This is a genomic window from Chitinophaga sedimenti, from assembly GCF_023156195.1.
Classification (GTDB): domain Bacteria; phylum Bacteroidota; class Bacteroidia; order Chitinophagales; family Chitinophagaceae; genus Chitinophaga; species Chitinophaga sedimenti.
On record NZ_JAKUKA010000001.1, the window covers coordinates 3,426,316 to 3,450,738 of the forward strand.

The 24,423-nt window shown below is 48.9% G+C and carries 25 protein-coding genes, 1 tRNA gene and 1 pseudogene; 10 read left to right on the plus strand and 17 right to left on the minus strand.

Annotation, left to right across the window (positions count from 1 at the left end):
- Nucleotides 1–69: 69 nt before the first annotated feature.
- On the minus strand, nt 70–1,959 hold the full coding sequence (rpsA, locus tag MKQ70_RS19490; protein ID WP_248073605.1) for a 30S ribosomal protein S1: 1,890 nt from the start codon (nt 1,957–1,959) through the stop codon (nt 70–72).
- A gap of 220 nt (nt 1,960–2,179) precedes the next feature.
- On the opposite strand from rpsA, the gene MKQ70_RS19495 reads away from it, so the two are divergent.
- The 4 genes from MKQ70_RS19495 (at nt 2,180) to MKQ70_RS19505 (ending at nt 5,710) form a co-directional block, all read left to right on the plus strand.
- On the plus strand, nt 2,180–3,088 hold the full coding sequence (locus tag MKQ70_RS19495) for a rhomboid family protein (RefSeq protein WP_248073608.1): 909 nt from the start codon (nt 2,180–2,182) through the stop codon (nt 3,086–3,088).
- Nucleotides 3,089–3,186: 98 nt separating this feature from the next.
- Nucleotides 3,187–4,332 carry a patatin-like phospholipase family protein gene (locus MKQ70_RS19500; protein WP_248073610.1) on the plus strand — a complete coding sequence of 382 codons (1,146 nt, stop codon included), beginning with the start codon at nt 3,187–3,189 and terminating at the stop codon, nt 4,330–4,332.
- A gap of 152 nt (nt 4,333–4,484) precedes the next feature.
- Nucleotides 4,485–4,841, plus strand: coding sequence for a hypothetical protein (locus tag MKQ70_RS38960; RefSeq protein WP_282456611.1), 357 nt, complete (start codon nt 4,485–4,487; stop codon nt 4,839–4,841).
- Entirely contained in the window at nt 4,838–5,710 is an 873-nt protein-coding gene (locus MKQ70_RS19505; protein ID WP_308199086.1) for a 4-hydroxy-3-methylbut-2-enyl diphosphate reductase, read from the plus strand. Before MKQ70_RS38960 ends, MKQ70_RS19505 begins: the two co-directional genes overlap by 4 nt.
- Before the next feature lie 206 nt (nt 5,711–5,916).
- Here MKQ70_RS19505 and MKQ70_RS19510 read toward each other — a convergent pair whose 3' ends face one another.
- From MKQ70_RS19510 to MKQ70_RS19560, 12 genes are all read right to left on the minus strand, one after another.
- Complete coding sequence (locus tag MKQ70_RS19510) at nt 5,917–6,201, minus strand: LytR/AlgR family response regulator transcription factor (protein WP_248073613.1); 285 nt, start codon at nt 6,199–6,201, stop codon at nt 5,917–5,919.
- 29 nt (nt 6,202–6,230) lie between these two features.
- Nucleotides 6,231–6,506, minus strand: coding sequence for a LytR/AlgR family response regulator transcription factor (locus MKQ70_RS19515; protein WP_248073616.1), 276 nt, complete (start codon nt 6,504–6,506; stop codon nt 6,231–6,233).
- Nucleotides 6,476–6,682 (minus strand): response regulator, encoded by a 207-nt coding sequence (locus MKQ70_RS19520; RefSeq protein ID WP_248073618.1) that lies wholly within the window; start codon nt 6,680–6,682, stop codon nt 6,476–6,478. The genes MKQ70_RS19515 and MKQ70_RS19520 overlap by 31 nt, the downstream gene beginning before the upstream one ends.
- A gap of 57 nt (nt 6,683–6,739) precedes the next feature.
- Nucleotides 6,740–7,015, minus strand: coding sequence for a hypothetical protein (locus MKQ70_RS19525; RefSeq protein ID WP_248073620.1), 276 nt, complete (start codon nt 7,013–7,015; stop codon nt 6,740–6,742).
- Nucleotides 7,016–7,118: 103 nt separating this feature from the next.
- Nucleotides 7,119–8,663, minus strand: coding sequence for a tetratricopeptide repeat protein (locus MKQ70_RS19530; protein ID WP_248073622.1), 1,545 nt, complete (start codon nt 8,661–8,663; stop codon nt 7,119–7,121).
- 638 nt (nt 8,664–9,301) lie between these two features.
- Complete coding sequence (cmk, locus tag MKQ70_RS19535; protein ID WP_248073624.1) at nt 9,302–9,883, minus strand: (d)CMP kinase; 582 nt, start codon at nt 9,881–9,883, stop codon at nt 9,302–9,304.
- Nucleotides 9,884–10,096: 213 nt separating this feature from the next.
- Nucleotides 10,097–11,689 carry a T9SS type A sorting domain-containing protein gene (locus MKQ70_RS19540; RefSeq protein ID WP_248073626.1) on the minus strand — a complete coding sequence of 531 codons (1,593 nt, stop codon included), beginning with the start codon at nt 11,687–11,689 and terminating at the stop codon, nt 10,097–10,099.
- A 26-nt stretch (nt 11,690–11,715) separates the two neighbouring features.
- The gene (locus MKQ70_RS19545) at nt 11,716–12,828 is read right to left on the minus strand and encodes a phage tail-like protein (RefSeq protein WP_248073629.1); all 1,113 of its coding nucleotides are present in this window, start codon (nt 12,826–12,828) and stop codon (nt 11,716–11,718) included.
- An 85-nt stretch (nt 12,829–12,913) separates the two neighbouring features.
- Nucleotides 12,914–14,653, minus strand: a complete 1,740-nt coding sequence (locus MKQ70_RS19550; protein WP_248073632.1) for a phage tail-like protein — start codon at nt 14,651–14,653, stop codon at nt 12,914–12,916.
- 334 nt (nt 14,654–14,987) lie between these two features.
- The gene (locus MKQ70_RS38965; protein ID WP_282456612.1) at nt 14,988–15,122 is read right to left on the minus strand and encodes a hypothetical protein; all 135 of its coding nucleotides are present in this window, start codon (nt 15,120–15,122) and stop codon (nt 14,988–14,990) included.
- A complete protein-coding gene (locus MKQ70_RS19555) occupies nt 15,104–16,804 on the minus strand; it encodes an ATP-dependent Clp protease ATP-binding subunit (RefSeq protein WP_248073635.1) in 1,701 nt (566 codons plus the stop codon). Before MKQ70_RS19555 ends, MKQ70_RS38965 begins: the two co-directional genes overlap by 19 nt.
- Nucleotides 16,805–16,833: 29 nt before the next feature.
- Nucleotides 16,834–17,517: a Clp protease N-terminal domain-containing protein gene (locus MKQ70_RS19560; protein WP_248073638.1), complete on the minus strand. Its 684-nt coding sequence runs from the start codon at nt 17,515–17,517 to the stop codon at nt 16,834–16,836.
- Nucleotides 17,518–17,761: 244 nt separating this feature from the next.
- On the opposite strand from MKQ70_RS19560, the gene MKQ70_RS19565 reads away from it, so the two are divergent.
- From MKQ70_RS19565 to MKQ70_RS19575, 3 genes are all read left to right on the plus strand, one after another.
- Entirely contained in the window at nt 17,762–18,139 is a 378-nt protein-coding gene (locus MKQ70_RS19565) for an STAS domain-containing protein (protein ID WP_248073641.1), read from the plus strand.
- 41 nt (nt 18,140–18,180) lie between these two features.
- Nucleotides 18,181–19,089, plus strand: a complete 909-nt coding sequence (locus MKQ70_RS19570; protein ID WP_248073643.1) for a ribonuclease Z — start codon at nt 18,181–18,183, stop codon at nt 19,087–19,089.
- A 309-nt stretch (nt 19,090–19,398) separates the two neighbouring features.
- The gene (locus MKQ70_RS19575) at nt 19,399–20,028 is read left to right on the plus strand and encodes a hypothetical protein (RefSeq protein WP_248073646.1); all 630 of its coding nucleotides are present in this window, start codon (nt 19,399–19,401) and stop codon (nt 20,026–20,028) included.
- Between the two features lie 439 nt (nt 20,029–20,467).
- On the opposite strand, the gene MKQ70_RS19580 is transcribed toward MKQ70_RS19575, so the two are convergent.
- The 3 genes and pseudogenes from MKQ70_RS19580 to MKQ70_RS19590 all read right to left on the minus strand — a co-directional run bounded on the left by MKQ70_RS19580 (nt 20,468) and on the right by MKQ70_RS19590 (nt 22,445).
- Complete coding sequence (locus tag MKQ70_RS19580; protein WP_248073648.1) at nt 20,468–20,821, minus strand: dihydrodipicolinate synthase family protein; 354 nt, start codon at nt 20,819–20,821, stop codon at nt 20,468–20,470.
- A 91-nt stretch (nt 20,822–20,912) separates the two neighbouring features.
- Nucleotides 20,913–21,419 (minus strand): annotated as a pseudogene (locus MKQ70_RS19585) (dihydrodipicolinate synthase family protein); the annotation flags it as partial.
- Between the two features lie 72 nt (nt 21,420–21,491).
- Entirely contained in the window at nt 21,492–22,445 is a 954-nt protein-coding gene (locus MKQ70_RS19590; protein WP_248073650.1) for an acetyl-CoA carboxylase carboxyltransferase subunit alpha, read from the minus strand.
- Nucleotides 22,446–22,583: 138 nt separating this feature from the next.
- Between MKQ70_RS19590 and MKQ70_RS19595 the strand changes: the two genes are divergently transcribed.
- The 3 genes from MKQ70_RS19595 to MKQ70_RS38970 all read left to right on the plus strand — a co-directional run bounded on the left by MKQ70_RS19595 (nt 22,584) and on the right by MKQ70_RS38970 (nt 23,872).
- Nucleotides 22,584–22,657: transfer RNA gene (locus MKQ70_RS19595), tRNA-Asp, on the plus strand.
- A gap of 179 nt (nt 22,658–22,836) precedes the next feature.
- On the plus strand, nt 22,837–23,784 hold the full coding sequence (locus MKQ70_RS19600) for an endo-1,4-beta-xylanase (protein WP_308199087.1): 948 nt from the start codon (nt 22,837–22,839) through the stop codon (nt 23,782–23,784).
- On the plus strand, nt 23,729–23,872 hold the full coding sequence (locus MKQ70_RS38970; protein WP_308199088.1) for an endo-1,4-beta-xylanase: 144 nt from the start codon (nt 23,729–23,731) through the stop codon (nt 23,870–23,872). The genes MKQ70_RS19600 and MKQ70_RS38970 overlap by 56 nt, the downstream gene beginning before the upstream one ends.
- Here the strand turns inward: MKQ70_RS38970 and MKQ70_RS19605 are convergent, their stop codons facing one another.
- A complete protein-coding gene (locus MKQ70_RS19605; RefSeq protein WP_248073652.1) occupies nt 23,873–24,211 on the minus strand; it encodes a helix-turn-helix domain-containing protein in 339 nt (112 codons plus the stop codon).
- Between the last annotated feature and the right edge of the window lie 212 nt (nt 24,212–24,423).

Genomic DNA, 24,423 nt, shown 5'->3' on the forward strand with positions numbered 1-24,423 from the left:
TGGCATACCCGCAAAAAAATCCCCGGCTTTCGCCAGGGGAGTCCTTATGTTTTAGACAATACTTAAAGACTACTCAGCTTTCTTTTCTTCGCCGCCTTCAGATTGTTTGAGTTTTTCTCTCAGTTCAGCCAGTGCGCCCAGGTCGCCCAGAGTAGCTTTTTCTACTTTAGACTGGATGGTTTTCACAGCTTTACGGGTTTTGTCAGCGTCAGCACGTTTTTCTTTAACGATCGCTTCTTTTTCTTCTACTTTAGTTTGTTCCCAAACTTTAGTGTGTGAAACGAGAATGCGTTTTTCGTTGCGGTCAAACTCGATGATCATGAAAGTTTTCACGTCTTCTACTGCAACTGGTTTTTCGTCTTCTGTACGCAGATGACGGGCAGGAGCGTAAGCTTCCAGGCCATATTGCAGCTGAACGGTAGCACCTTTCTCATCTTTCTTCACGATGGTACCTTCGTGGGTAGAACCGATCGGGAAGATAGTTTCGAAGGTGTTCCATGGATCTTCTTCGATTTGTTTGTGGCCGAGGCTCAGTTTGCGGTTATCTTTATCGATACCCAGGATCACCACGTCGATTTCGCTACCAACTTTGGTGTACTCGCTCGGGTGGTTGAAACGTTTGATCCAGCTCAGATCGGAGATGTGGATCATACCGCCGATACCTGTTTCCAGCTCAACAAACACACCGTACGGAGTGATGTTTTTAACGATGCCTTTGTGACGGCTATCCAGCGGGAATTTAGTTTCGATAGTAGACCATGGATCTTCGGTCAGTTGCTTGATAGACAGGCTCATTTTGCGCTCGTCTTTGCTCAGCGTAACTACCACTGCTTCGTACTCCTCGCCCAGTTTGAAGAACTCTTTTGCGTTGATCGGAGTAGATGCCCATGAAATCTCGGATACGTGAACCAGACCTTCTACACCAGGCAGAATTTCCAGGAATGCGCCGTAATCTTCGATGTTCACTACTTTGCCTTTTACTTTTGCACCTTCGGTGATGGTTGCAGGCAAAGTATCCCACGGATGCGGGGTCAGTTGCTTGTAACCTAAGCTGATACGTTTCTTCTCGTCGTCGAAGTCCAGTACCACCACGTTGATCTTCTGATCCATCTGCAGTACTTCGCTTGGGTGAGAGATACGACCCCAGCTGATGTCGGTGATGTAGAGCAGGCCGTCCAGACCACCCAGATCGATGAAAGCACCGAAGTCTGTGATGTTCTTGATCGTACCTTCCAGCACACGGCCTTTCTCCAGTTTGGAGATGATGTCCACACGCTGTTGCTCGATATCGCTTTCGATAAGCGCTTTGTGAGATACCACGGCGTTTTTGATGGCTTCGTTAACTTTCACCACTTTGAACTCCATAGTTTTACCCACGAACTGATCGTAGTCAGTAACAGGCTTCACGTCGATCTGAGAACCTGGCAGGAACGTTTCCATACCATAAACGTCCACGATCAGGCCGCCTTTGGTTTTGCTGGTAACAGTACCAGTAACCACTTCGCCGGTTTTGTAAACTTCCACGATTTTCTCCCATGCACGTTGCATACGAGCCTGTTTACGGCTCAGGTGCAGGTTACCATCGCGGTCTTCTTTCTCAACTACCAGTACCTCTACTTCGTCACCAATCTTGATGCCCTGCAGGTCACGGAATTCGTTAAGAGAGATCAAACCATCGGATTTGAAACCGATGTTGATAACTACGTCGGTTTTAGTAATACCAACGATAGTACCGCTCAGCAGACCATTCTCTTCGATCACTTTGAAAGTGCTGTCGTAAGTCTGATCGTACTTCGCTTTTTCTTCCCGGGAATAGGAAGACACGTTACGTTTGTCTACGCTCCAGTCGAAATCGTCGTGAGCGGTCGCAACGGCAACAGGCGCATTTTGTGTCGCTGTTTCAGCCGGGGCTGCCTGTTGTTCAGCGTTTTGTTCGTTAATAATGTTGTTTTCTGACATAAAAATATTTAAGGTTGCAAAGATACGATAATTCTTACGATTGTGAACATAAAAATCAGCCACCCACATCCGGCTCGTTTCAACATCTATTTGTTTAAAATTCATCCAGTTAGGTAAAAAAACGCGCTAAGCCCCCGTAATAGGCCCTTTTTAAAAAACTGGCCGTTTTATACGCTAAAAGCAATAATTTTAGCAAAGGAAATCCTTATTTATTTTTTTCATGAACGGCACTTCACTGAGAACAGATGTACGCAACTGGCTTAACCAGGATAACACAGTAAACCACCTCATATTATGGAATACGATCATATTCCTGGTCATCGGCATATTACGCCTGGCCGCCCTGGGCAGCAATGCCGCCGGGTTTGCCAGCTTGTTCCTGTACGATAATCTTGCCCTCCACTCCCAACCTTCCGTACTCGCCACCAAACCATGGGGCTTTATTACCTACATGTTTACCCACCAGGGCGTGTTTCACTTCCTGTTCAACATGCTCAATCTCTACTTCTTTGGCAATCTCTTCCGCTCCGATGTCGGTAAAAGCCGCGTGCTGCCGGTATACCTCATCAGCAGCGTGTTTGCCGGGCTTGTATATGTACTGGTATATAATATCTTCCCAAGGTTCGCCGGCATCGACGGCACCCTGATCGGCGCCTCCGCCTCGGTGATGTGTTTTATTACCGCCACCGCCATGAGCCTGCCCAACATGGAGCTCAACATCTTTTTCGCCACCGTGCGCCTTAAATGGATCGCCATCGCAGTAGTCGTGATCGATGTGATTTCCATCCCTGACGGTAACGCCGGCGGCGTAGCAGCCCACCTCGGCGGCGCCCTCTTCGGCGTACTCTACGTGCTGGCGCTGCGCGGCGGCACCGAACTCGCAAAACCACTCATCTGGCTCTTCGATAAATTCAGCAACATCAGCTTTAAGCGTGCTCCGGCCCCCAAAAGCGGCTTCAAAAATTTCAAACCGAAAAAGTCACCTTTAAAAGTGGTGAAACGGTCCAATGAAGAGAACCGGCAGCAAAAACTGGACATACTGCTCGATAAGATCAACGAAAAGGGATACAATAGCCTCACCAGCGAAGAAAAGTCATGGCTGGACAAATACAGCAGCGATAAAGGCTGATCTGCCCGCGTCTTTTACTCCACATTTAGCATTCCGCCATCGAACTGATGTCGCGGAAGCGGTATTTTATTGATTACTCACCCCAAACCCCAAAGGTTATGAGCAACCTCAATTACCTGTTCAATGACCCCATTGTGCAGCACAAGATCGAACAACTGAAGTCGCAGGATCTGCACATCTCGGACATTGTAGACGATGCCGGCCACCAGTACGTAGACATTGTACTCGAAGGCGGCGGCACCCTGGGCATGGCGCTGCTCGGCTATTTATACACCCTCGAACAGCTGAACGTCCGCTTCCTCTGTATCGGCGGCGCCTCCGCCGGGGCCATCGCCGCCCTCCTGCTCGCCGCCGGCCCCATCGACGAGGCCAAAACGGAATGGATCATCAGCAAAGTGGCCAACAAGGACTTCTATGATTTTGTAGATGGCGACGGCGATGCCCGCAATTTCATCGACAACCTTCTGAAACACCGCCACGACGATCCCTCCGTGTTCGACACGTTACGACGCGCATGGTATTTTACGTGCATCATCGATAATCTCTCCAGCAACAAGAAAGGTCTCAACCCCGGCACCAAATTTCATGAATGGGTAAAGGAACTGCTGCAGGAGCGGCACATCAGCACCTACGGACAAATGCGCGCCATGCGCATGCAACGGCCGCCGGGACTTCGCAACCGCGTTACCGGTGAGGTGATCGACGATGAGTTTACAGAGGAATATATTGAACTGGGCATCGTAGCCGCCGACATTACCACCGAAACCCGCGTGGTATTTCCGCGCATGGCGGGTTTGTACTACCAGGACATCGACAATGCCCATCCGGCAGATTTTGTACGCGCGTCCATGTCTATACCCCTCTTTTTCCGTCCGTTTGAACTGGGTAATATTCCGGCACAAACCGGGCAGCAGGACGCCTGGCGCAATAACTGCAACTTTTACGGCAACATCCCGGACAAGGTGATGTTCGTGGACGGTGGCATCCTGTCCAACTTCCCGATCGACATTTTCCACAACTATCGCAAAATCCCCTCCTCGCCTACTTTTGGCGTAAAAATCGGGTACGACCGTACGCACAGCAACAACACGAACAGCTTCTGGACTACATCGGCGCCATTTTCTGGTCGTCTGCCCACAGCTGGACAACGAGTTTATTCACCGCAACCCGGATTTCAAGCAGCTGGTATCGTTCATCGACTACAATACGAAACGCTTCAGCTGGCTGGATTTCTCCCTGGATGAGGATGAAAAACTGGAGCTCTTTAAACGCGGCGTGGATACGGCCGCCTTCTTTATCAGCAATTTCGACTGGGAAAAGTACAAGCAGTCGCGGAAAGTAGTGGAAGGTTGAGCAGCGGAAATCGCTATCTTTGCGACTACTGGAAGCTACAGCAATGAAAACATTCAACGTTCCGATTATATACCGCAGTCCGCTGATCAGCGCTATCAAACAACAACGCAAGCAGCAGGACAAGATGAAGAAAGACTTTACGCCGACGCAACTGGATTTTGGCCCGGTAAAAATATTGCTGGCCCGTCACTTTGGTTTTTGCTACGGGGTGGAAAATGCGATCGAGATCGCTTTCCGTACGGTAGACGAAAACGAGGGCAAACGTATCTTCTTGTTAAGTGAGATGATTCACAACCCACAGGTGAACAGCGATCTGCTGTCCCGCGGCGTGCGTTTTATCATGGATACCGGCGGCAGGCAGCTCATTCCTGGGAAGACCTCACCGCGGAAGATATCGTGATCATCCCCGCATTCGGCACCACCCTGGAAATCGAAGCGCGACTCACCGCTATGGGCATCACACCACTGCAATACAATACCACCTGCCCTTTCGTGGAAAGGGTATGGAACAAGGCAGACCAGATTGGCCAGAAGCAATACTCGGTAATTATACACGGCAAACCCAAACACGAAGAAACCCGCGCCACGTTTTCGCATAGCCAGTCGGTTACGCCCACCGTGGTTGTGAAAGATATTCATGAAGCCGAACAGCTGGCCGCCTACATTCGTGGCGAACTGCCGGCCGAGAGCTTTTATGAGACCTTCAAAGGCCAGCACTCGCCGGGCTTTGACGTTACCAAAGACCTCCAGCGCGTGGGCGTGGTGAACCAAACCACCATGCTGGCCTCCGAAACACAAGCCATTGCCGACTACATCCGCGGCGTGATGCAACAGCATTACCAGCTGGCAGATGCGCAGGTGGGCGAACGTTTTGCAGATACCCGCGACACCCTCTGCTACGCTACGAACGACAACCAGAGCGCCGTAACGGGAATGCTGGCCGAACAGGCGGACCTCGCCATCGTGGTGGGCGGTTACAACAGCTCCAACACCTCGCACCTCGTAGAACTGTGCGAAGAGAAGCTGCCTACCTTCTTTATTTCATCAGAAGAAAAATTGATATCCCGGGAAACGATCAGTCACTGGGACTTCCACCACAGCCGCGAGCTGCAAAGCAGCAATTACCTGCCCGAACAGCCGCAGGTAACCATTATGCTGACCAGCGGCGCCTCCTGTCCCGACGCGATCGTCGAAGGGGTGATCCGGAAACTGCTGTCGTTTTGGGGGCTGGAAGACGAGGTAGAAAAGATGAGCGTTACTTTCAACTGACACATAATAAAAAAGACACCGTCCGGTGTCTTTTTTCTTTGGGGCTAATCAAACGCTAGTAATGCAGAGAAAATCTTTATATAACAAAACAGTTTATTTCCAATTGTGTACCTCAAAATTAGTGGAATGCTTCACGGCCTGCAACCATAAATTAGTATCCGGTACGATCTAACAGATAACTGGTATCCAAAAGGCAAAAATTGGCGTTAGAACTGTACCGCCTTTTTCAGAAAGTCTGACTTCCTTCTCCGGCTCACCTCTACCTGCGTACCATCACTCATCAATGCAAACCCGCCTTCGCCCCGGATATACGATTCCATTTGCTGCAAATTGATCAGGTGAGAGTTATGTACGCGGAAGAAATCGATATCTGTGAGCAGTTCTTCGAACTCCTTCAATGGTTTAGACACGAGCAGCTGTTTGCGGTCGGTGAAAAATATCTTGGTATAGTTGCCGGTCGATTCGCAGCGCACAATACTCTGCACCGGCATAAACACCAGTCCGTTCAGCGTTGGCAGCGCTATTTTCTTATTGAGTGCTGCATTGTTTTCATGTTCTGCAGGAACATTTCCAGCGGCGCCACCACACCCGGCTGCTCGTTTTTAACGGCTTTGCGGGCACTGTACTTCTGCAGCGCATCCTGTAAATCTGAAATCCCAAAAGGTTTCAGGAGGTAATCCAGTGCATTGAACTTGATGGCTTTGAGCGCATATTGTTCGTAAGCCGTAGTGAATATCACATCGAAGTTCACCTTATCGAACAGTTTCAGTAACTCGAAACCATTCTGATAAGGCATTTCCACGTCCAGAATACCAGGTCGGGCCGGAGCTCATCGATCAATACCTTGGCCTCCTGCACACTGCTGGCCCCTCCGAGTACCGTCACGTCCGGGAACTTCTTTTGCAACATGGTTTTTAAGGCATCTACGCAGTGCTGCTCATCGTCTACGATGACTGCTTTAATTTCGCTCATGTTAACGTTTATTATGGTTGTCATGGGCAGGCATGCTGCATTATATGCTTCCCTGCATTAAAATAAAAATTCGGCGGGCAGTACAATGGTCACTTTAGTTCCTTCCGGTTGCCCTTTATTATCTTCAAGGTCGGTTATTTCAACATTCGCATCCTTGGTGTTATTGATTTTGCGGATCAGCGCAATGCGCCCCTCGGTTACTTTCATACCCATCGAATTATGGGTCTTATTCTTCTTCTCCTTGATTTCCATGGCCATTTTGCGGCCAATACCGTTATCCGTTACAATACATTCCAGCACTTTTCCTTTCAGGTGGATAGCTATATCCAGCAAACCCTTTGTTTGCGATGCACTAATCCGTGCCAGATGGCATTTTCCACGTAGGGCTGAATAATCATGGGCGGAATCATCACCTCTTCATCGTTAATATTGTCGCTCAGCAATATGCGGTACTCAAACAAGTTATTACAACGCAGCACTTCCAGGTCCGGTACAAACGGAGCGATTCTAATTCTTTATTCAGGGGGATGAATGTATGCTGACTGTTATCCGGGATCATCCGCATCAATTTGGAAAATTTGGTCAGGTATTCCGATGCCTCTTCCTGGTTATTGCTCCAAATATAGCGGTGAATAGAACTTAATGAGTTGAAAATAAAATGCGGATTCATCTGTGCACGCAGGCTGCGCAGCTCCAGTTGCAACGACTGCCGGTTGGCTTCCAGGTTACGGTGACGGATGTAAAAGAAGCCGCCCACGATCAACATGAATAAAATAACCCCCAGTGAAATAGCGACCGCAAGGTTGCGGCGTACCCGGAGTTTTTCGTTATCCTGCGCCTGGTGCAGGCTTTTAATTTCCGCATCTTTCCGGCTCACGTTATAGCGGGTTTCCGACTGGGAAGCCACGAGATCATTCTTTTCCGTCTGGATGCTGTCGTTGTAAGCGATGAGGCTATCCATATACGGCAGTGCGCGGTCGTATTGTTTCGACTCGCGCAGGCTGTGCGCCATACCCTTGTAAGCATCCAGCAGGGTGGACTTAAAACCCCAACGGCGGCCGAGTTCTATCGCTTTGCCATACCATAGCCGGGCACTGTCCCGGATGTTTTGCTCATCGAACAATTTACCGATGCTCAGGTAATTGTCAGCCACGTGGATCTGGTCGTCTACCTTGCCATTTACCGCCAGGGCCTTCAGCATATAGCTTTTTGCCGTAGCGTAATCTTTTTTGTCCTGGTACACGGCGCCCAGGCAGGTGTAGCAGATGGAAATACCGGTGTTACTGTTGATGCTTTTGTTCGCTTCAAGCGAGCGCTTAAAGAATTCGATAGACATATCCAGCTTACCGAGGCCCTGGTAAGCGTATCCGATGTTTCCCAGGTTGATGGCTACGCCCAGCTCGTTACCAGCGGCTTGTTCCAGCTGCAACGCCTTGTTGAAGTGCTGGAGTGCCTCTTCATATTTTTTATTGGAAAGATGGATGTTGCCGATACTGTTGGTCGCCACGCAGATGTTACGTACATCGTTGGTCTTTTCGGCAATGGCCAGTGCATTGGCATGCGCTTCAAAGGCCTTGTCCAATTTGTCGAGGCGGCGGTAATCCACGCCCACGTTGTTGGAGGAAAAACTGATGAGCCGGTCGTCTTTAGCAAGCTGCGCCTGCCTGAGCGCCTTTTCGTGATAATCTACGGCCGGGATGTATAATGACTTATTCCGTTTAGCCGTGCCGATGTCGTTATAGATTTCGGCAAGCGCTTTATAATCGCGGAGATTTTCGGCGAGTGAGATGGCTTCCTTATAAAAGAGATTGTCGGTATTGCGGTTGTCGAAGTAGCGGTTAAAGGAGCGGCCACGTTGGGATAATTGGTGCACTTTCAGCGTATCGTCTTTCAGGGAACGAAGCGAGTCCAGCGTGCGAAATACCAGGACAGAGTCTTGCGCGGCAGCGCCGGCTACCCATCCGAGGCACAGGAGGACCATGAAAGTGAGACATTTTCGTAACATGTTGCAGGGGTGACAATTATCCATCACAAGTTAGAAATTTTATTTCAATGTTACACGCCTGCTTAACAGCCTGGTATTCAGTTGGTTTAAAAAATGAAGGGGCGAAAGAATTCGCCCCTTTCCTATTAACCGAATACACCTACTGAAAATATGAAACAAGGCCATTGGCCCATTTCACATTGCTTTTACAACAACCAGCCCTGGTGTTGGGCCGGAGGTTTAATTTTATGTAGTGTTAGTTTAATAAACGGTTAATAGTTTGGTCTTTTCTAGAATACAGTCGGGATATGGCCTTCAAAATCTTTATAGAACAAATGATCTATACTCAAATTCATTCAACACAGTCCATTCAACCGCTGATCTCTTCACAAAATGTTTTCCGTAAGGTTTTGACTCATAGCCAAAGGGACAACGGGTTTAAACATCCATTTAGGGGATGCCTTTGCGGGTTAAAGCAATGACATGCACGTAAATGTATCATTTACAACACTATGACTTACCGTAATAAAGCAGGAATTTCTGAGGATTGGCAAAAATATCTATATGGTGCGTGGAACAGGATGTTATCCCGTAACTATGACAAATGTAATAACACTTTTTTAATAAAAAAAAATTCAAGAAGAATGTGCCATTATCGCATCTTCTACCCATTGCGAAACCAATCCGAGTTGCTCGTCCATCGTTAACTGACTGTTATCCAATATGATAGCATCATCGGCACGGCGAAGGGGGCTGATTTCGCGGTTGGCGTCTATATAATCGCGCAATTCGAGGTTTTCTTTTACTTCGTGGAGCGTGATGTTCGGATTTTTAGCGTACAGTTCTTTATACCGGCGTTCCACGCGTACGGCGGGATCCGCGGTCATGAATATTTTTAATTCGGCGTTCGGGAATACCACGGTACCAATGTCGCGGCCGTCCATCACAATACCTTTGCGGGCGCCCATTTTTTGTTGCTGGGCCACGGCAAAAGTGCGAACGGCACCGATGGCCGCCACTTCACTCACCTTTTCGGCAACGATCATTTCACGAATGAGGTGCTCCACGTTCTCATCGTTCAGGTGCATTTCTACCTGGTTAGACGACGGGTTAAATACAAATTCAAGGTGCACATCGTTCAGGGCGCTTTTCACTTCCTCTTCATCACGAAAGTTAACATCCTGGCGGATAAAGTACAGGGTCACCGCCCGGTACATCGCCCCGCTATCGATGTATATATAGTCAAGTTTTTCGCCAGCTGCTTAGCCAGCGTGCTCTTTCCACATGAAGAGTACCCGTCGATCGTGATGATTATTTTTTCAAGCCCTGATAAGATTCTCCCCAAAGTTAAGGCTAAAAATGAAAACGCAAAAACGGGATGCAGTGCACGCACTACATCCCGTTTCGTATGCTAACATTTCCCAGAAAAACTACCGGTCAATAACGATCACTTTTTCACTTCGCATTAACCGGTGAGTGCCTTTATCATAGAACACCACGATGTAGGTGCCTTTGCTCAGATTTTTTACCGCCACTGTTGCCTGGCCGTTGAGTTCGTATTGATGCAGTACCTGCCCCATCATGTTCGTGATTTGTACGATTACCGGGCCGGTGTTCCCCTGCACGCGCAACTGGAATTCGCCCCGGTTCGGATTGGGCCAGATGTTTACTTCCGGGAAGGGCGGCACCGCTTTGATTTCCGAATAACTGGAGCGACCGTTCTTCGATACGGATTTTATGCGGTAGTAACTCCAGCCGGGATATTGATTCGGATCGGGATACCTGTAATCGATTTTACTGGTACTGTTGCCGTTGTGCGCCAGGCTGCTCAGTGTACCCACTTTAACAAACCCGGTGTCTGTATCGTAACGGCGTTCAATTTCAAAACGCGCGTTGTTCAGTTCACGGGTAGTGGTCCACTCCAGCTGTGCGAAGTAACGCGACAGGCGCCAGGCATTGAAATAAAGGAAAATAGCGGGCGAATAAGGGCCGTAAATCACCGATGCTTTGGCGAAGTATTCGTTCTGCGTTATACCATCGCTGAAGCGTCGTGTTTGCATGGTCGCATTCCTGAGCGCCGCACCCGAAGTGAGTGCACCCGCCACAGGTAAATACTCAGGGTTATCTATATAATCCCAGGCATTATTTGCAAAGCGGCTGATGTAACTGTTGGAACGATAGTTTATATATTCCGCGCCTTCTTCTGCATCCATGTGTTGCAGCGTAATATCGGTACTGGCAGCTTGCGCGCCATGGCCAACGTTCCAGGTTTTATTCGTAAAATCTTTTCTATTTGATGGACCTGTGGTAGCGTACTGGTAAACACTGTCAAATACCCTTACGCGGAAGTCTTCCACGGTTCCCGCAAATTTCACGGAAGCCGGCGCATAGGTGGCAATGCTGGTACCCACCGGGAATACCACCTCTCCCGAAGCACTGCTCACCTGTTCGCGGTACAGGAAGCCACCGGCGATATCGGGACCGGTCACGATAAAAGACTTGTCGCTGTAACCGCTGATGGTGCCGGGTTGTTTATCGCCTACCACCAGGTTCCAGCCGTTAAGGAACAGGTGGCCGTTTTTGAAACTCAGTCCGTGGCGTATTTTCAGATCGCTGAGATCTGCGATACGCACACCAAGCGAATTATCTATTTCAAGATTGGGGAACGTAACGCCGGTTTTACCGGCCGCGCTGTATCCGCCATAAATGCTCTGCATACCGGTATTGCTGTAACGCGGATTATTGCCGACAAAGCGGAATAAGCCGCCTGTACCGCTTAACCCATCAATGCTTTCATCGAGCAATCGGGAACCTGCCACATTATTCCAGAACTTGCCATAAAAGTTGATCACGGAATTGGGTCTGGTAACAATGGCGCCTTCATTTACCACATTGCTGTAAATGGATACAGGATCGCCGGTAAGCACGCCGATCGTTGACACAGCGGGCACGAAAACCGTGTCCTGTGCCGATGCGGCGATGCCGAGCAGGCAGCTCATGAATATGGTAAGAATGTATTTCATTCTAATTTTCAGTTTAAGGTAAACTGCTAGTTGCCGATCAGGTACCAGCGGGTACCGTCGGACTGGAAGGTCATCGACCTGTAGGATGCATTGTTATTACCTGTTGCGCCCTGGTACGTTGCAGTGGCGCCTGTAATCGTGGTAGGCCCGGCAGCGCGCTCGAAGTTGGCAACTGTCAGACTGGTCACGTTGATCGTCCGGTTTACTGTTTTCTTGATGACGATAATACGGCCGTCATTGGCTGTAGGGTCGGGCAGTCTGACGTTGATAGCGGTAGTACCGGTGGTTGGACTAATAATAACAGTATAATCTGTCGCAGCGATGTCGATCGGTGTCGTATTGGTTGTCACCGTTCTTATCCCCATTCGGGCAGCACCGGTTACTGCAAGACTTTCCGTCGTAAGATCTCCTACAACACCGGCATTACCGGCCACGGTAAGCGTCCTGTTCGGCGCCGCCGTACCTATACCCAGCCTGCCATTCGTATTATCCCAGAAGAACTTTGTATTATCCTGCGTTACCACGCCACTCGCCCCCGCAAACAACACAGCCCCCTGTGTAAGCGTAGCAGCGGATTTTAAAAAGTCCGGCGTCCAGTTAGACCAGCTACCGGCGTTATATCGAAGCAATTGGTTATTAGCAGGAGTTGCTATGGCCACATCGCCTAAAAGATCCAGGTTGTAGTCGGCTTCCGCGGCGGTAACCGCGCCTTTGCGCGTGTTAAAAGAGAATACGCCGTCGTTGATGATCTGGGTGCCCGATAAACTCATGGCAGTACCAGCTGTTAAACTAACCGCTCCTGTTGCACCGTTGACCGATGTTACCGTACTTGGCGGCGCATCGTCCGAAGCGAGCAATTGTTTCCAGGAAGCGCTTTTCCGCACAAACAAACTATTTTGATCGGTAACGAAAACCATCAGGCCGTTAGCCGCAGTATCGAGGGGGTGTGTGGTGAGGGCCGCCGAATTAACACGGGGAAGTAAAAGCCCTTGCTTGGTGGAATTCAGTTCCAGTAAGGCGTCGCCACGCATAGTACCCGGCGCTGCGCCACCCATTTTTACCTGGGCGCTGGCCGCCTGTTGCAATAGCAGGCAGGCGATAAGTGTAAATCCCGCTTTAATAAAAGCTTCAGGTTTCATAGGAAGTAGTTAAATAGGGTGCCGACAGATATGGCAGAGAAACATGGAACGGCCCTCTAAGCCGTTCCATGTAATATGGTAAATATTAGTTCCTTCTCAGGATATACCACTGACCACCACTGGATTGTACAGAGATGGAAGAATAAGGTACGAACATCGTGGTGGACGGACCACTTTCGATATCGCCACCATCAGCAGTATTGATGGTAATTACGTTTTCATCAGGAGTTGCAGCATTGGTAGGCACTTTCTTGATGTTGTAAATCCTGCCCGGGCAAGATGAAGCGGCTGGCAGGGTCACCGTATTTACAGCGGCGCCTTTCGCGATCAGCGTATAATCTGTTGCGAGCAGTGTGTAGTCACCTACCACTTCCCTGATCGCTGCAGAGAATGAACCTTTAACATCCAGTGTGGAAGTAGGCAGCAGGTTAGCACCTACCGTCATGTCATTCTCGAAACGTTTTCTACCAGCCAGGATCTGGTCAGCGTTAGAGATCAAACCACGAACAACGGTGGTGCTGTTAGCTTCCGGAATCTGGATTTTCTGAATTTTAGGATCGGTACCGTCCGCAACAACAGCGGGTGTAGTTACAGAAGCAGCCAGCGGATAAGCGTCCAGTGTTAAAGTGATCGCACCTTTTTCGCCGTTGAAAGTCGCTACGCCAGGCGTCAGAGACTCCGGATCAATGTCCAGTTGTTTGATACCTGAACCGTCAGAAGCAGAATACAGGATCTGGTAGTTAGCACCGGTTACCGGGGCTGTGGCAGCTGGTAAATCGGGCATCAATACGCTACCGCCGACAGTCGAAATAGAGGTAGCAGCACCCATTGTTACGTTACCGCTCAATGTTGCATCGCCGGTTACCGTCAGGGTCTGGTTAACCGCTACTGCATTTTTGAATTCTTTATCACCACGGAACGACTGGTTCTGGATGCTCATGATACCAGGCATGGCGTCATCCGCGAAAGCCAGTTTCAGCTCATATTTTCCGGTAGTTGAATTGTAAGCCAGGGTAGCGCCTTTCTGATCGCTGGTAGCATCAGCAGCAGCGGCATCAGCCAGGGCAATCCTGTCGGCAGCCGTCAATGCATCGTAGTCTGCTTTGGTCAGGAAACCGTAGGTAGCGGCGCCACCAACAGACAGCAACGGTGTATTAAAAGTTAAAGTTTTAGTGGTACCGTCGGCAGCAATACCGAAAGCAGTGTGGGTAGTTGCGGCGTTGGTCGAGAAAATTACACCACCGTCTACATCTACACCACCGGATGTGATTTTAGTCACCACCGGACCAAATGCATTTTCGCTGATGGTACGTTTGATTACATCACCATTGGTATTGATCATCAGTACGTCCAGGTCGGTAGCTGCACCCGCTGTAGGTTGTACGCCAAATTGGAACTGACCATCAGATTTAATAGTGAGCCGGCTCATGTCATTGGTTAAGAACGACAGGTTAGCGCCGGATTTAAGACCGAGTGACTGGTCGCCGGTTACGTTATTTCCACCCATCTTCCAGAAAGAGGTCTGAATGATCTCGTCGGAAGCCATGCGGTGCCAGGTGCCATCCTGCATTACATATAAACCAGGATTAGTTGCATCTGCCAGGTAAATGATCATACCATTAGCCACGCCGGTAGTACCGATATTTGTCAGGGCCGGAATGTTTGGCAGCAACAGACCTTTGGTGCTGCTTTCAAGATGCAGCAAAGCCTTAGGATCTATGGTATTGGGATTGCTACCGATTTTTAACTGGGCTTTTGTACTGCTGTAAGACAATGACAGCAGTCCTACCAGCGCGAGGCTGGCAATACGAAACGTGTATTTCATAGGATAAAAGGTTAAAAAAGTGTTCGGTTTTTAGTTATATGCGTTTTAAGGTGTTTCCAGGTTTTTCACTTAAAAAAGATCTTGTTCGCGGTACAATATTACATATATAAATTGATTTTATACATCACACATGCAATATTTTTTTAAATTAATATCCACACCTTGGGTGGATTAACCTATAGACAAATTTGGCTTGAAAAGGAAGGAGTTAGCACGCCTTGCTCTGGACAGCATCATAAAATACATAATATATATAATATATAAAATTGGAATTTATATAAAAAGAAAGGCCCCCTTTGTGAAAAGGAGGCCTTTTGTATATCAGTAAAACTGATTAAGCTTCTGATTTTTCAGATTTGCTGGTAGATGCATCTTTCAACGTAAATACCAACTTCTGATTTTCGCCGTCGAGATCTGCTACGAGTACATCCCCATTGTGAATGTTCATATTCAGGATCTCTTCTGCCAAAGGATCTTCCGGTATTTCTGGATAGCCCTGTGCAGCGGACGTGCGCCAAACTGCTGGTCGTAACCTTTGTCTGCCAGGAAGCCTTTCGCCGCTTCTGTCAGTTCCAGGCTGAAGCCCAGGTTTTGGAGGCGTTTCAGTACACCCTGCATAGTGATATCGATGATGGTGTAGATGTGCTCTTTAGACAGTGCGTTAAAGATGATCACATCATCGATACGGTTCAGGAACTCGGGAGAGAAGGTCCGCTTCAGTGCTTTTTCAATTACTGATTTGGTGTTTTCTTCTTCCGCTGCTACCCTGGTGGCCGTGGTGAAACCTACACCCGCGCCGAAGTCTTTCAACTGGCGAACACCGATGTTAGAAGTCATGATGATGAGGGTATTTTTGAAATCCACCTTACGGCCTAAACCGTCGGTAAGAATACCATCATCCAGTACCTGCAGCAGGATGTTATAAATATCCGGGTGTGCTTTCTCGATTTCGTCCAGCAGGATTACAGAGTAAGGTTTGCGGCGAACTTTTTCCGTCAGCTGGCCACCTTCTTCATAACCTACATAGCCCGGAGGCGCGCCGATTAAGCGGCTTACAGAGAATTTCTCCATGTATTCGCTCATATCGATGCGGATCAGCGCATCTTCAGAATCGAACATATAACGGGCGAGTGATTTTGCCAGCTCTGTTTTACCAACACCGGTAGGACCGAGGAAGATGAAGGTACCGATTGGTTTCTTCGGATCTTTCAGGCCAACGCGGTTACGCTGGATCGCTTTGGTTACTTTGCTGATGGCTTCGTCCTGTCCTACTACCGCACCTTTGAGGTCGTCGGTCATGCGGCGGAGTTTCTCCGTTTCGGCCTGCACCATGCGTTTAACAGGAATACCTGTCATCATGCTCACCACTTCTGCAATCGCCTCTTCATCGATCGGGTAGCGTTTGTGTTTCACTTCCTCTTCCCAGATCGCTTTTGCTTTTTCGAGGTCCTCACCCAGTTTCTTTTCCGTATCGCGCAAAGCTGCAGCCTCTTCGAAGCGCTGGCTTTTCACGACCTTATTTTTTTCCTGCTTGATGTCTTCGATCTGTTTTTCAAGATCGAGGATGTTCTGCGGCACGTTGATGTTTTTCAGGTGCACACGGGCGCCTACCTCATCGAGCACGTCGATTGCCTTGTCGGGCAGCAAACGGTCGGTCATGTAACGGTCGCTCAGTTTCACGCAGGCCTGGATGGCTTCGTCGTTATAGCTTACATTATGATATTCTTCATAACGCGGTTTAATGTTGTTGAGGATCTGGATCGTTTCGTCCACAGTGGGCGGATCTACCATTACTTTCTGGAAACGACGGTCAAGTGCGCCGTCTTTCTCGATGTACATGCGGTATTCGTCCAGGGTGGAAGCGCCGATGCACTGGAGCTCACCTCTTGCCAGGGCCGGTTTAAAGATGTTGGAAGCATCCAGCGAGCCGGAGGCGCCACCAGCACCAACGATGGTGTGGATCTCGTCGATGAACAGGATCACGTCGCGGTTTTTCTCCAGCTCGTTCATGATCGCTTTCATTCTTTCCTCGAACTGGCCACGGTATTTGGTACCGGCTACCAGCGCTGCGAGGTCGAGGCTCACCACGCGTTTATCGAACAGCACGCGGCTTACCTTACGCTGCACGATGCGCAGTGCCAGGCCTTCCACGATAGCGGTTTTACCCACACCCGGTTCACCTATGAGGATCGGGTTGTTCTTTTACGGCGGGAAAGTATTTGAGACACCCTTTCGATTTCTGCTTCACGGCCTACGATCGGGTCGAGGCTGCCGCTTTCGGCGAGTTTAGTAATATCGCGTCCGAAGTTATCGAGAACGGGTGTTTTTGATTTTGCATTGGCTTGCTTCGACTTGGAAGCGTAGCTCTTTCTTTCGTCTTCGAATTCTTCTTCTCCCGGGTCATCGAATTCTGCCTTGGGATCTGTTGATTTTACGAAGCCGAGCTCATTTTTAAAAGTATCGTAATCCACGTCAAACTGTTGAAGAATCTGAGTACAAACGTTTTCTTTATTCTTAAGGATGGATAACATCAGGTGCTCTGTTTCCACGGTGGGACTTTTAAGCGCCTTTGCTTCCAGTACGGTAACACGGATCACCTTTTCGGCCTGGCGCGTGAGCGGCAGACTGTTGATGTTCGCGATGTTCTTACCGGTCTTATCCTTGATAGCCAGTTCCACCTCTTTGCGCAGCTCATAAAGATCTACGTTCAGAGCCTGTAAAATTTTTACAGCTGTGCCCTCACCTTCCCGAATAATACCTAACAGCAGGTGTTCCGTACCGATGAAATCATTCCCCAAGCGTAAAGCCTCCTCCCTGCTGAATGAAATGATTTCCTTTACTTGCGGTGAAAAATTCTGGTCCATTGTGAGATTATTTATTGATTAAAACCCTTACGGGGGCGTGCCTATACAATATTAGCGAAATAATTTGATTTACCTTTTTGTCCTTGCAATTTTATACATAACATTTACTTTTGCTGTGTGGAAGGCCTGAGGTGTAATAATATCTACGAGAATAGGGATGTTTGTGGCTGGGATTTCGTAGCGATTTTTACAGATGGTTTTCCTTGATTCCTTTTTTTATCTGTTATAACTAACATCCGGACCCATGGAGTTCAAAATTGATACCAAAGAAAAAATACTGATTTTTAGTCCGGAAGGCGATGCACTGGATGCCAATTTGGCCGCCTCGTTTGTGACGGGCATTACTCACTACGATGATCTGCCGGGACGCAATCTCATACTGGATATGGCCGGCATCCAAAATACAGATGCCAAGGGGAAAGAAGCCATTTTAGCAGTGTACCGGCATATGTATGACAATGGTCAATCCTGCGCACTGGCACGCCTTAACAGCGACTTAACAGCTTTTTTCACCCAAAACCATCCGGAAGTGCTTAATCTTGCCCCCACCCTGGCAGAAGCCATAGACCTGGTGATGATGGAGGAACTGGAACGCGAAATCGGCAGCGGGGAGTGGGACTGATCCCCTTCTTTTTGAAATCAACCACGACGACTCTTACATACATGTTTGCGGTAACAATTCTGGGCAATAATTCCGCCCTTCCGACCCCGGAAAGACATCCAACAGCGCAGGTAGTGACCTGTAACGATCAGCTGGTGCTGATCGATTGCGGCGAAGGTACACAGGTACAGCTGGTGAAATATAAAGTTCGCCGCAGCCGCATTAAACACATTGTGATCAGCCACTTGCACGGCGATCATTATTTCGGACTGATAGGATTGCTCAACACACTGAGCATGCTTGGCCGCACAGAGCCACTGTTCCTGTATGCGCCGCCGGAACTGCAGCAGATCATTCAGCTGCAGCTGGATTGTGGCGCTTCCGTACTCAACTACCCATTTACCTTTGTGCCCTTGCTGCCGGAAAATACCGGCGTCATTATCCGCGAAAAGGACTTTGAAGTGAGCTACTTCCCCACCCGGCACCGTATTCCCTGTTATGGCTTTGCTTTTAACATGCAGCGCCGCAAGCGGAAGCTCGTACCCGAACAGGCTGTAGCCTACGGGATTCCGGCCGCGTTTTACTCCAGGTTGCAGGAAGGCGAGGACTACCAGCAAAAAGACGGATCCATCGTGCGCAACGACTGGGTTACCCTGCCGCCAGCGCCCGGAAAGCGGTATGTATACTGCGCCGACACCGTTTACCATGAAGAGATCATTCCCCAAATACAGAATGCAGACCTCATTTACCACGAGACCACTTACCTGCACGACCAGGTAATAAAGGCCACCGAAAGGTTTCACAGCACGAGCGTACAGGCGGCTACCCTCGCTAAGATGGCCAATGTAAAACGGCTGCTGGTAGGTCACTTTTCGAGCAAATACACTGAGTTACAGCCCTTCCTCGACGAATGTCGCCCCGTTTTCCCCAATACCGACCTGGCGGAAGAAGGAGTATCTTATATAATATGAAATTGTAAAATACTTACTTTTGGCGATTGCGTAAGGAAATATCAATCATTACCTTTACGCATAAATTATAAAACCTATACTGTATGAAAAAACGCCATTCCACTACCTGGCGGCTCTATGCCTTGCCATGAGCGCCGCTACGGCTCGTGCGCAGGAAGTCGACACCGTAATCGTGGAAACCACTTCCCTTTCCCATGTTGAAGTGGAAGAAGAAACACCCGCTTCCTCCAAAAGTTCTATTACAAGAATAACGTTAAATTTGGCCTGAGCCCAATACTGCTGGGCAACTACAGCCTTACCTACGAGCGCGTGCTGAACAACTTTATCTCAGTTTCCGGCGGCTATCGCTATATGCCTAAAACTGCGATAAACGGTACTCCCCTTACCGCTAACGTGATTGACGCCATTACCGAAGAAGGCGATGAAATCGGCGAACAGCTGGGCAACGCGAAAATGTCCGGCTCGGCCATTACTGCGGAAGTCCGCTTTTATACCGGCTCCCGCAAACCGGGCGCACGCGGCTTTTACGGCGGTGTATACGGCCGGTACTCCAACCTGAAATACGATTTCCCTTACGACTTTGAAGCGCCGGATGCCGGGGTTACTAAAAAAGTGCCTTTCCTGGGTGATACCAAAGGCATTGGTGGTGGCGTACTGTTAGGTGTGCAGTGGCAGATTAAACGTGTAACCATCGACTTTACGATACTGGGCGCGCATTGGGGCAAAATGACCGGCAATGTGGACGGCAAAACCGACCTGAGCGACCTGAGCGAGCAAGACCGCGCCGACCTGAAGACCGACCTGGAAGACCTGGTAAACTTCGCCGGCGAAAAGAAATATATCACCGCGCAGGTGAACAATGATGGCATCAAGGGAAAAATTGACGCGCCATTTGCGGGCATCCGCGGACTGAACCTGAGCATCGGGTTTAACTTCTAATCATTCATTAAGTTGATATTGGGGCAAAGGAGCGACCGCTTCTTTGCCCTTTTTCGTGCCCTACGGAAAGGGCAGGGAAAGGGCGGTTAAAGGGCAGGCAAAGGGCCCAGGTGCCTTCCAGCCTGCTTTCAGGTGGCTTCATTTCTCGTAGATGCCTGCTTTTACTATGGTTTCAGGAGGGTTTAATTATCCTTATAGCATCCTTCGTTGATAGTACGTTTATCCTTCGTTTATCTAAGGTTCAAGATAGGTTCGCGAACCTATCTCGAACCTAGGTTGAACCTACCTTGAACCTAGGATAAACCTAGGATGCTTAAAACATGGTTACAGGATACAATGTCCTGAAATAGGTTTACACCTCGGGTGTAGCAAGATGATCATTAGCGGTTTTTCGTTGAAGGGAGTGACAACGGGGGCTGAGGAGGGGAAATAAAGCTGGCTAAATAAAAAAAGCCATCTCCTTTCGGAAATGGCTTTTTGACGTATGTTTCGGGCGCCTATTTGTAAGCAGCCGGTATTTATTGATTTTGTCGTGCAACTCGCTGGAAACGGGCACAACGGGCAGGCGGAAGTAGTTTTCGACGATACCTGCGTAGGCCAGGAACGCCTTAACGCCGGCCGGGTTGTTTTCGGCGAACATCAGGTCGTACCCTTCGAGCATATTGTAATGCAGGCGGCGGGCTTCTTCGAAGTTGTTTGCCAGCGCGGCTTTCACCATCGCAGAGAAATCTTTTGCAAAGAAGTTGGCAGCCACGGAGATTACACCGTCCATCCCACAGGCAATCTGGGGCATGGCCACGGCATCGTCGCCGGAGATCACCGGGGAAGTCTTTCGGCTTGCTGCGCACAATTTCCATGCACTGTACCATATCGCCGGAAGCCTCTTTCATGGCAATAACGTTGGGCACCTCGTTAGCAATGCGCAACGTGGTAGCCGCGGTCATATTACGACCCGTACGACCGGGAACGTTATAAAGGATGATCGGCTTGGGGGAAGCGGCGGCAATGGCCTTATAATGCTGAAAAATACCTTCCTGCGAAGGTTTGCTGTAGTAAGGCGCCACGGAAAGAACAGCGGCGGCTTCGTCGAGCGGGCAGGATTGCAGACGTTTTACCACATCCTGCGTATTATAATCGCCGATGCCCACTACTACCGGTACGCGCTTATTTACCTTTTCGAATGTAAACTTTATCAGGTCCAGCTTTTCTTCGGAAGACAGCGTAGGTGTTTCGCCTGTAGTTCCGAGCGTGACTACATAATTAACGCCACCGTTAATGACGTGATCGATCAGCTTTTCAAGGGCGTTCCAGTCGATGGCGCCGTTGGCTGAAAAGGGCGTTACCAGTGCTACGCCGGTACCCCTCAGTTGTTGCTGTAACATAGTTTGCATTCAAAAAGTTTCAAATTCCCCATTTACGGAGTGCAAAGATGAAAATTTGAAACCGTATCTCTTAGAAAATATTTAACGTTCTTCGAAAAAACCCATAGAAGAGAATTTTTCTATTCTTTGCTGGATCCTTGTTTCCGGGTCGATCTGCTTCAATTCGGCCAGGGTGGCCTTGATCGACTTCTTCAGGATGTCGGCCATTTCGTCGTGGTTGGAATGTGCACCGCCGAGTGGTTCTTTGATGATACCGTCTACCAATCCAAAATTGCTCATTTGTTCGGAGGTAAGGCGCAGTTCTTCGGCTGCTTTTTCCTTATAGTTCCAGCTGCGCCAGAGGATGGTGGAGCAGTTTTCGGGAGAAATTACAGTATACCAGCTGTTTTCAAGCATGAAGATGCGGTCACCAATACCGATGCCGAGTGCGCCACCGGAAGCACCTTCGCCGATGATGATGCAAATAACAGGCACTTTCAGCTTCACCATTTCGAACAGGTTGCGGGCAATTGCCTCGCCCTGCCCGCGCTCTTCCGCTTCGAGACCGGGATATGCACCAGGCGTATCGATGAGCGTAACGATAGGCTTGTTGAACTTTTCGGCCAGTTTCATAAGGCGAAGTGCCTTACGGTAACCTTCCGGGTTAGCCATACCGAAGTTGCGGACCTGGCGCATTTTAGTGTTGATACCTTTCTGCTGACCGATGAACATGACAGTTTCACCATCGAGGTCGGCAAAACCGCCTACCATGGCTTTATCGTCTTTTACATTACGGTCGCCGTGCATTTCCACGAAGTTGGTCACCATGCGTTCGAGGTACGCGAGGGTGTACGGACGGTCGGGGTGGCGGCTAAGCTGCACCCTTTGCCAGGCTGTAAGGTTGGCATATATATCTTTGCGCGTCTGGGCAATTTTTTGTTCGTATTCGTTTACGGTGGCGGAAACGTCTACGCCAGACTTATCGCCATTCTCTTTGAGTTTATCGAGCTGCTCGTACAGTTCGGCAATAGGTTTTTCAAAATCCGGGAATTGCATAATCAGATTATAAAAAAGTTAAAGAGCGTGTAAAGGTAAGGTTTGATTTTTTTTTAAAAAAGATTTGCGCAATTGATTTTTTTGTTGCTATCTTTGCAATCCCAAAACGGAAGAGCGGTTGCTCGGAAGTTACTGGAAGGATCGGTAGTTCAGTCGGTTAGAATGCCGCCCTGTCACGGCGGAGGTCGCGGGTTCGAGTCCCGTCCGGTCCGCGAAAAAGGCTTGCCAGAGATGGCGAGCCTTTTTTGTTTTCATAGCATTCCACTACAATTTAAAGTTCCGCATATCCTGTCGATTTCCCGGCGCACCTTTCCTGGCATGCCATTCACCACAGTTGCAGCTTTTATATTGTGTCAAACATTCGTATTTTACCCGTCAACAACTAAAAAATATGAACAAACTCCTGCTCACCATCACGCTCTCCATTCTCTCCCTCACCACCCATGCCCAACAAACACTCAAAGATCACTACAAATCCTACTTCCCCATCGGCGTAGCCGTCACCCCCGGCCAACTGCAGGACTCCGCCCAACGCGCCCTCATCCTCACCCAATTCAACAGCCTTACCGCCGAAAACGCCATGAAAATGGAGCCCATTCATCCGGAACAGCACCGCTATAACTGGAAAGGAGCCGACGCCATCGTGGACTTCGCCACCGCGAATAAGATGAAAGTACGCGGCCACACGCTCTGCTGGCACAACCAGGCACCTAAATGGATGTTCCATACGGCCGAAGGTGCCCTTGTCAGCAAAGACACGTTGCTAAAAAGGCTACGGGATCATATACACGAAGTTGTAGGCCGCTACAAAGGCAAAATATACGCATGGGACGTTGTGAACGAAGCCGTTTCAGATGCCCCGGGAGAATTTCTGCGTAATTCGTTATGGTACCAGATATGCGGCGAAGACTTCATCGCACAGGCATTTATATACGCGCATGAGGCAGATCCCAATGCTGTGCTGTTTTACAACGACTACAACACCGAAAATCCCGGCAAGAGAGAAAAAATCTATCGCCTGCTGAAACAGTTGCGCGACGCCAATGTACCCGTACATGCTGTGGGACTTCAGGCGCATTGGTCGATTAAAAATCCATCAGAGCAGGAATTAACTACCTCCATTGAACGTTATGCTTCGTTGGGCATTAAGGTGCAGATAACGGAACTGGATGTATCCGTATACAACAGCGACAAAGCACCTCAAACGGAGTACACGCAGGAAATGGAAGCACAGCAAAGTGCGCAATATGCCATGTTCTTTAAAACATTCCAAATACCGCAATGTGATTACCGGCGTTACATTCTGGAACCTCTCCGACCGTTACACCTGGTTAGATAATTTCCCCGTACGCGGCAGGAAGAATTATCCGCTTCTGTTCGATACCCATCTTCAACCTAAAAAGGCTTTCTGGGAAGTCGTTAAGTAATTACTGAGAGTAGGTTTTCTTCAGCAGGAATTTATGCATTGTCAGCACTTCATTGGTAAGCTGGAAATTCTTTTGCAGCAATGGGACTAATTCCGCTATTCCATATACCGGCGGGTCTGTCTTTGCTAATACCGAAGGCACATCATCTGCTTTAAAAAAGTCGCCGGGCGGGCAATCCAGCAGGGCCAGGATTGCCAATAGCCGCGGCACGGGAATGTTCCGTACCATCCCCCTTTCGATATTGCCGTAGGCCGACACACTCATCGATAACTTTTCGGCCATATATTCGCGCGATACGTCCCGGAATTCCCGGATCTTTTTTAGTTTATCTCCAAGCATGGATAATTGATTTTGTCGCACGAAAATATCGGCGAACTTTCAATTCAACATTGATATGGAATAAGAAAGCGCCAAAATTCCTTAATATGGAATAAGAATTATTTGCTGGTTTTTTTGTAAGTAATTTGATTTCTTCGCTTGCACTCCGGAAATATAACCGTAAATTTTTTTTTTCTTTAAGCGCCCCAGCGGCCCCATATCAACCAATGAAA